Origin of the sequence: Rhodococcus sp. NPDC127527 (genome assembly GCF_042672245.1) — a bacterium.
GTDB lineage: Bacteria > Actinomycetota > Actinomycetes > Mycobacteriales > Mycobacteriaceae > Rhodococcus_G.
The window spans coordinates 201,950-210,544 of sequence record NZ_JBHXVP010000002.1 but is presented as its reverse complement, the minus strand read 5'-3'; the positions used below and the strand labels follow the sequence as shown (position 1 = coordinate 210,544).

Here is an 8,595-nt window from a genome sequence, read left to right as displayed (position 1 = left end):
GACCAGCTGGTCCACGCCCGGCGTTCGTCGTTGGTCACCCCTGCGGCCGCAGATGCGTGACGTCTCCGGCCGACACGGCCACCGGCTCGCCGCCACCGTCGGGTCGCACCACGATCCGGCCCTGCTCGTCGACATCCGACGCCAGGCCGAGTAGTTCACGATCGGCGGGCAGCTCGACCCGCACCCGCTGACCGAGAGTGCCGCAGCGCGCGCGATAGTCGGCGGCCAGCGCGTCCGTGCGCCATTCGTCGTCACGCCACGCCGACCACTGCAGGGCCAGCTCGCGCAGCATCGCCCGGGCGAGCGTGTCCCGATCCGTGGTCGCCGCGTCGGCGAGCTGCAGCGAGGTCGCCGTCGGGACCGGCAACTCCTCCTGCGTGATCGTGACGTTGAGACCCACACCGACCACCACCGACGGCACCGGGGAGGTCGCCGCGACCTCGGCGAGAATGCCGGCCACCTTCTTGCCGTCGATCTGGACGTCGTTGGGCCACTTGAGCGTGGCGTCGACCTCCGCGACCGAGCGCAGCGCGTTGACCGTGGCGACCCCGGTCAGCAACGGCAGCCACCCCATCCGGTCGAGCGGCAGGCCCGGCATCCGCAGCAGGACCGACACCGAGATTCCCGAGCGCGGCGGTGCGACGAAGCTGCGCGCGTGCCTGCCGCGACCGTGGTCCTGGTACTCCGCGATCAGGACCGCTCGATCGAGGGCCGAATCGGCGGCGCGGGCGAGCAGGTCCGCGTTCGTCGAGCCGGTCTCCTCGACGACGTCCAGGGTCGAGTAGAAGGCGCGCGGGTCACCGTCGGGTCCCGTGCTCACCAGTGCCTTGCGCAACGCATCGACGCCCAGGGGTGGCCGGTTCAGGTCCGTGTACATGGTTCGAGAGTAGGACCGCCTCGGTTCTCACCGCGATCTCGTCGCCCCGCCGACGATTTCCGTACCCGTCAGTAGCTTAGGTTCAATGATTGAACACAAGCTGACCTCGGTCGACAGGGGCGGAGGGGTAGTCGATAAGCTCTCTGCCCATGACCAGTGTCCAGGAGCCCACCGCGCAAGAGGCGACGCACACCCCTGATATCCACACGACCGCAGGAAAGCTCGCTGACCTGCAGAGACGTCAGGAAGAAGCCAAGTTCCCGAGCGGCGAAGCCGCGGTGGACAAGGTGCACGCGAAGGGCAAGCTCACCGCCCGTGAGCGGATCACCGCCCTGCTCGACGAGGGCTCCTTCGTCGAGCTCGACGCGCTCGCCCGGCACCGCAGCGTCAACTTCGGTCTCGCGGAGAACCGTCCGGCAGGGGACGGCGTCGTCACCGGCTACGGCACCATCGACGGCCGCGACGTCTGCGTGTTCTCCCAGGACGCCACGGTCTTCGGCGGCAGCCTCGGCGAGATCTACGGCGAGAAGATCGTCAAGGTCATGGACCTGGCACTCAAGACCGGCCGCCCGCTGGTCGGCATCAACGAGGGCGCTGGCGCTCGCATCCAGGAGGGCGTCGTCTCGCTCGGCCTGTACGGCGAGATCTTCCACCGCAACGTGCAGGCCTCCGGCGTGATCCCGCAGATCTCGCTGATCATGGGTCCCGCCGCCGGCGGCCACGTCTACTCCCCCGCGCTGACCGACTTCGTCGTGATGGTCGACCAGACCTCGCAGATGTTCGTCACCGGCCCCGACGTGATCAAGACCGTCACCGGCGAGGACGTCACCATGGAGGACCTGGGCGGCGCCCACACCCACATGGTCAAGTCCGGTGTCGCGCACTACGTCGCCTCCGGCGAGCAGGACGCCCTCGACTACGTCAAGGACCTGCTCTCGTACCTCCCGTCCAACAACCAGGCCGCCGCACCGCGCCTCGAGCCGTCCGACCCGATCGTCGGTTCGATCGAGGACTCGCTCACCGCGGAGGACCTCGAGCTCGACACCCTGATCCCGGACTCGGCGAACCAGCCGTACGACATGCACGAGGTGATCCGCCGGATCCTCGACGACGACGAGTTCCTCGAGGTCCAGGCCGAGCGCGCCGCGAACATCATCGTCGGCTTCGGCCGCGTCGACGGCCGCTCGGTCGGCATCGTCGCGAACCAGCCCACCCAGTTCGCGGGCTGCCTCGACATCGACGCCTCCGAGAAGGCCGCACGCTTCGTGCGCACCTGCGACGCATTCAACGTCCCGATCATCACCCTGGTCGACGTGCCCGGCTTCCTGCCCGGCACCGAGCAGGAGTACAACGGCATCATCCGTCGCGGCGCAAAGCTCCTGTACGCGTACGGCGAGGCCACCGTCGGCAAGATCACCGTCATCACCCGCAAGGCCTACGGCGGCGCGTACGACGTCATGGGCAGCAAGCACATGGGCGCGGACGTCAACCTGGCGTGGCCGACCGCCCAGATCGCCGTCATGGGCGCCTCCGGCGCCGTCGGCTTCGTCTACCGCAAGCAGCTCAAGGACGCCGCTGCCTCCGGCGCCGACGTCGACGCACTGCGCCTCGAGCTGCAGAACGAGTACGAGGACACCCTCGTCAACCCGTACGTCGCCGCCGAGCGCGGTTACGTCGACGCGGTCATCCCGCCGAGCCACACCCGCGGGCAGATCGTCGCGGCTCTGCGCCTGCTCGAGCGCAAGATGGTTACCCTTCCCCCCAAGAAGCATGGGAACATTCCGCTGTGACAGCTACGACTCGCGAGACGACACTCGAGGACGTCGAGGTGCTTTCCGAAGCCGCCGCGACCGTCGACGCTGCCGCGGTGGCCGCAACCGAAGGTGCGCAATTGCCGGTCATCAAGGTGGTCAAGGGCTCGCCGACCGACGTCGAGGTGGCCGCTCTGGTCGCCGTGTTCGCCGCCGCCTCCTCCTCGGGTGAGGCCCCGGTCGACACGACGCCGCCCGAGCACTGGGGCGACCCGGTGAAGATGCACCGGGCACGCGCACCGTTCTCCCCGTACTCGTTCCAGAACCGGGCGTGACCCGGCTCGTCCTCGCCTCGGCCTCGCCTGCGCGACGCACTGTGTTGCGCAAGGCGGGGATCGAGCCGCACGTGCACGTCTCGGGCGTCGACGAGGACGCGATCCAAACCGCGCTCGGACCCCGGGCCACTCCGCAGCACGTCGTGACGGAGCTGGCCCGGGCCAAGGCGTCGGCGGTCCTGCCGGACCTGCCCGCCGAGATCCTCGCGGACGCCGTGGTGATCGGCTGCGACTCCATGCTGCTGATCGACGGCGAACTCCAGGGCAAGCCGCACACCGCGGACGTCGCCCGCGCTCGCTGGCGCTCGATGGCTGGGCGCAGCGGCACCCTGCTGACCGGCCACTGCGTGCTGCGCGTGCGCGGCGGCGCCATCGCCACCGAGGCCGCTGCGGACAGCGCCACGGTGGTGCACTTCGGGACGCCGTCCGGCGACGATCTCGAGGCCTACCTCGACTCCGGCGAACCGATGCAGGTCGCCGGCGCCTTCACCCTCGACGGACTCGGCGGCTGGTTCATCGACCGCATCGAGGGCGACCCGTCCAGCGTGATCGGCATCGGCCTGCCGCTGGTCCGCCGACTGCTCGGCGAGGTCGGCGTCGGCATCTCCGAACTGTGGACGGTCAACCGCCCCGACTGAGGCGGCTACCGCGTCCGGCCCATCTTCTGCCGACCCCCGGTCGGGTCGTCACCCGTCCCGTCACCTCTCGGTGACGGGACGGGTGCGCGCTACTGCGTGCTCAGCCGGGACAGCTCCTCGCGCAGCACGGGACCGACCGCGGCCAACGCGGACGGCGACGTCATCCCCCAGTGGGTGCTGGCGACACCGTGATTGCGGACCGTGCCGCTGACGTGGTCCCGCCACCCCGTCGCCGAGCGCTCACCGCTCGGGTCGTCCTCGGCAGCGGTGAAGAACAGCAGATCGCCGTCGAACACCCCGGGCCGGTACGTCTCGGTGAGGCCTGAGTTGTGCTCGGCGGCCGCGAGGAGGCGGCCGACGACATCGGCGGCCTGTTCCGCGCTCTGCCCGGTCAGCTGACTGAACACGGCCACCGCCTGCGCCTCGGTGACATCCGAGACCAGCTGGTCACCGACTCCGTCCATGCCCATGCCGCTGAGGACCTCGGCCATGGTCACCGCGCCGTTCGGCGTGGTGGGAAGGGTCTCGGCGGTGAAGCTGTCGAGCATCGCCAGCAGTTCGACCTGCTCGCCCTGCTCCTGCAGCTGCACCGCGATCGCATGGCTGATGGTGCCGCCGAGCGACCACCCGAGCAGGTGATACGGCCCGGACGGCTGCACTCGACGGATCTCTCGGAGGTACAGCTCCGCGACGGCCTCGATCGAACCGGGCAGCTCGCCGTCGCCCTGTGCGGCCGGCGTCTGCAACCCGTAGATCGGCCGTGCCGGGTCGACGTACTGCGTCAATCCCGTGTAGCACCACGCCAACCCGATGATCGGGTGCACGCAGAAGACCGGCGGGCGCGTGCCCCGCTCGCGGATCGGCAACAGAATGTCGAAGGCATGCTCGGTGACGTCCTCGGCGCCGTGCTCGATCTGTCGGGCCAGGGCCTCCGGAGTGGGGTCGGAGAACAGCCAGGGAAGCTGGACGACCGCGTCGAGTTCGACCCGCAGTCGCCCGACCACCCGCATGCCGATCAGCGAGTTGCCGCCGAGCTCGAAGAAGTTGTCGTCCAACCCGACCCGCTCCACGCCGAGCAGGTCCGCGAACACCGCGGCGATCGCGCGTTCCACGTCCGTGACCGGTTCCCGATACTCGCGTATCGCCGCCTCCGGCACCGGCAACGCCCGACGCTCGAGCTTGCCGTTGGCGCTCAGCGGGAACTCGTCGAGCACCATGACCGTCTCGGGAACCATGTACGACGGCAGGGTCGTCGACATCTCCCGGCGGAGCTCCGCGGTGTCGATCTCGACGTCGCCCTCGGGGACCACGTAGCCGATCAGCTGCTGGCCCGCGGATCCAGAATGCACGAGAACCACCGCCGCCCGCACCGACGGGTCCGCCGCCAATGCGGTCTCGATCTCACCGAGCTCGATGCGCAGACCGCGCAACTTCACCTGGAAGTCGGTGCGGCCCAAGAACTCCAGTTCGCCGTTCGGATTCCAACGAACCAGGTCTCCGGTCCGGTACAACCGTTCGCCACCGCCGCCGAACGGATCGGCGACGAACCGCTCCGCGGTCAGGTCGGCGCGGTCGTGGTACCCGCGGGCCAGCTGCAGCCCCGCCAGGTAGAGCTCGCCCGGCACACCCACCGGCACTTCGTTCAGGCGCGCGTCGAGCACGTGAGCACGGGTGTTCCAGACCCCTCGGCCGATGGGCACGACGACACCGACGTCGGACCCGATCCGGTGCGCCGTCGAGGTCACCGTGACCTCCGTGGGTCCATAAGTGTTGTCGAGCACGGCGATGGAGCGGGCGGCGAAACGCCGGGCCAGGTCAGCGGGTAGTTCCTCGCCGCCGGCGAGCACGTACCGCAGCGAGGACGGCAACCGCAGCTGCGGATCGGCCAGGAAGACGTCCAGCATCGACGGCACGAACTCCATGATCGTCACCGACCATTCCTCGGCGACGGCCACCAGGTACTCGGGGTCGCGATGCCCACCCGGCTTCGCGACCACCATGCGGGCGCCAACCTGCAGGGGCATGAACAGCTCCCACACCGACACGTCGAAGGTGACGGGCGCCTTCTGCAGCACGGTGTCGGACGGGCCCAGCGGATACTGGCCCTGCATCCACGCAATCTGGTTCACGACCGAGCGGTGCGTCACCGCCACGCCCTTCGGACGGCCGGTGGACCCCGAGGTGAAGATCGTGTACGCGACGTTCGCCGGCCGCAACGGCCGCAGTCGATCCGCATCCGTCAGCGTGGTGTCCGCGAAGCCGGACAGATCGAGCGCGTCGATCTCCACGACCTCGACGGAGTCCGGTAGGTCGCCGGCGTCCACCGATCGAGACAGCACCACGACGGGATTCGCGGCCGCCACGACGTACTCGGTGCGCTCGTCCGGGTGCTCCGGATCGAGGGGCAGGTAGCCGCCGCCCGCCGCGTGGACGGCGTACACGGCGACCAGAAGTTCCACCGAGCGGTACATCCCGATTCCGACCAGCGTCTCGGGTCCGACCCCGACCGAGACCAGGTAGCGCGCCAGCCGGTTCACCCGGAGGTCGAACTCCCGATAGGTCAGTACCTGGTCGTCGAAGATCAGCGCGGTGGCCTCGGGGGTGCGCTCGACCTGCGCCGCGAAGGCGTCGACGAGCGTGATCTCCGGCACCGCGACATCGGTCCGGTTCCAGCCGGCCAACGCGGCGCGTTCGGCGTCGCTGCGCAATTCGATCGCGCCGACGGCCAGCCCGGCCTCGCTCGTGACGGCCTCGAGGATCGCGGTGAACTTGTCCGCGAACCCGACCACCGTCGACTCGTCGAACAGGTCGCGCGCGTAGTTGAACGTCCCCGCGATCCCAGTGCGTTGCATCTGTTCGTCGAACTCCGTCGACAGCGTCACCTGGAGGTCCAGCTTCGCCGCGTCGGCCACGGTGTCGAACGGCGTTACGGTCAGTCCCGGCATCTCGAACTCCGTGCGGGCGAAGTTCTGCACCACCAGCAGGACCTGGAACAGCGCGGAATACGCGGTCGACCGGGTCGGATTGAGCACGTCGATCAACTGCTCGACCTGGATGTCGGCGTGCGCGAAACCGTCGAGGTCATTCGTACGGACCTGCCCCAGGAAGTCGGTGAACGCGGTTGCGGGCTCGACCTGGTTTCGCATCACCAGGGTGTTGCCGAACATACCGATCAGGTCGTCGAGTGCCTCCTCGCCGCGGCCGGCGACCTGCACTCCGATCACGATGTCGTCGAAGCCGGAGAGCCTCGACAGCAGTACCGCGAGCGCCGCGTGGGCCACCATGAAGAAGGTGGAGTTGTGTTCGCGCGCCAGCTGATCGATCCGATCCGCCAGATCCGCCGACAGCGTGAAGTTCACGTTGCCGCCGCGGTTCGACGCGACCGCCGGCCGCGGTCGGTCGGTCGGCAGTTCCAACAACTCGGGAGCCCCGGCCAGAGTCCGCGTCCAGTAGCCGATCTGCTTGGCGGCCAGGCTTTCCTCGTCGTGTTCGTCGCCGAGCATCTGCCGCTGCCACAGCGCGTAGTCCGCGTACTGCACCGTCAGCGGCGTCCAGGCCGGCTCGAGGCCCATCCGTCGGGCCTCGTAGGCGACCAGGATGTCCCTCGACATCGGGGCCAGCGACCCACCGTCAGCGGAGATGTGATGCATGCCGACGGCGAGGACGAACTCGCGCTCGTCCAGCTGGAACAGGGCCGCGCGCAACGGGACCGCACTGGTCACGTCGAACCCGCCGCCCACCACCTCGAGCACCCGAGCCTCCAGCCGTGCGGGGTCGACCCGCTCCGGCAACAGCTGCGGCACCACGTCCGCGGCGGGCAGGATCACCTGGTACGGACCGTCTTCCGAGTCGGGGAAGACCGTGCGCAACGACTCGTGCCGCTCGACCATGTCGGCCATCGCAGCCCGCAGTGCCGCGACGTCGAGGTCGCCGGTCAGCCGCAACACGAAGGGAATGTTGAACGCCGGCGAGCTGGTGTCGAACTGGTTGAAGAACCACATCCGTTGCTGCGCATGCGAGAGCGGGATCCGTTCCGGCCTCGGACCGGCCACCAACGGCGGGCGTCCACCGGCACCGGCATGCCGCTCCACCGCGACGGCGAGCGCGCTCACCGTCGACGCCTCGAACAGCACCCGCACCGGCACCTGCGCATCCAGCGCCGCGCCGAGCCGCGAGACCACCTGGGTGGCGATCAGCGAGTTGCCGCCGAGCGCGAAGAAGTCGTCGTCGGCACCGACCCGTTCCACCCCGAGTACCTCGGCGAACACACCCGCCACGATCTCCTCGACCGGAGTCGACGGCGCACGGAACTCCCGCGCCTGCAGCTCCGGCACCGGGAGCGCGCGCTTGTCGAGCTTCCCGTTGACCGTCACCGGCAGCGCCTCGAGCACCACCACCTGCGCCGGCACCATGTACACCGGCAGCGAACCCGCCAGTTCCTCGCGCAACGCCTGCGGATCGAGCGCGCAGTCCACGTCGCCCACCACGTAGCCGAGCAACCGCTGCCCGGTGTGCGGATCGTCGTGCACCGTGACGACGGCCTGCGCCACCCCGGCGCACCCGGCCAGGGCAGACTCGATCTCGCCGAGTTCGATCCGCAGGCCGCGCAGCTTCACCTGCGAGTCGGCGCGGCCCAAGAAGTCGAGCTCACCTTCGGACGTCCAGCGCACCAGGTCGCCGGTCGCGTACATCCGGGTCCCGGCCCCGCCGAACGGGTTCGCCACGAACTTGCTCGCCGTCAACTCGGCCCGATCGTGGTAGCCCCGGGCCAGCCCGAGCCCGGACAGGTACAGCTCACCGACCACACCGAGCGGCACCGGCCGCAGCCGCGTGTCCAGCACCACCGCACCGACGCCGTCGATCGGGGCGCCGATGGTGATCCGATCGCCCACCGACATCGGCCGGGTCAGGGTGACGACGATCGTGGTCTCGGTCGGGCCGTACCCGTTGAAGAACCGTCGGCCCGGCGCCAGTCGCGCCACCAGTTCCGGTGG

The 8,595-nt window shown here is 69.5% G+C and carries 5 protein-coding genes (1 of these 5 running past the window's edge); 3 read left to right on the top strand and 2 right to left on the bottom strand.

Features of this window, described 5'->3' with window-relative positions; translation table 11 throughout:
• Positions 1–34: 34 nt before the first annotated feature.
• Entirely contained in the window at positions 35–877 is an 843-nt protein-coding gene (locus ACFVH2_RS03870; RefSeq protein ID WP_378422436.1) for a biotin--[acetyl-CoA-carboxylase] ligase, read from the bottom strand.
• A 149-nt stretch (positions 878–1,026) separates the two neighbouring features.
• On the opposite strand from ACFVH2_RS03870, the gene ACFVH2_RS03865 reads away from it, so the two are divergent.
• From ACFVH2_RS03865 to ACFVH2_RS03855, 3 genes are read left to right on the top strand one after another with little or no spacing between them, the layout of a single operon-like run.
• Entirely contained in the window at positions 1,027–2,667 is a 1,641-nt protein-coding gene (locus ACFVH2_RS03865) for an acyl-CoA carboxylase subunit beta (protein WP_378422434.1), read from the top strand.
• Positions 2,664–2,963, top strand: a complete 300-nt coding sequence (locus tag ACFVH2_RS03860) for an acyl-CoA carboxylase subunit epsilon (protein ID WP_378422432.1) — start codon at positions 2,664–2,666, stop codon at positions 2,961–2,963. The genes ACFVH2_RS03865 and ACFVH2_RS03860 overlap by 4 nt, the downstream gene beginning before the upstream one ends.
• On the top strand, positions 2,960–3,601 hold the full coding sequence (locus ACFVH2_RS03855; RefSeq protein WP_378422430.1) for a Maf family protein: 642 nt from the start codon (positions 2,960–2,962) through the stop codon (positions 3,599–3,601). The genes ACFVH2_RS03860 and ACFVH2_RS03855 overlap by 4 nt, the downstream gene beginning before the upstream one ends.
• Positions 3,602–3,690: 89 nt before the next feature.
• Here the strand turns inward: ACFVH2_RS03855 and ACFVH2_RS03850 are convergent, their stop codons facing one another.
• Positions 3,691–8,595, bottom strand: the final stretch of a protein-coding gene (locus tag ACFVH2_RS03850; protein ID WP_378422428.1) for a non-ribosomal peptide synthase/polyketide synthase. It continues 22,635 nt past the right edge of the window; the window shows 4,905 of its 27,540 coding nt (coding positions 22,636–27,540); the start codon falls outside the window, past its right edge — the gene reads right to left on this strand; it ends in the stop codon at positions 3,691–3,693.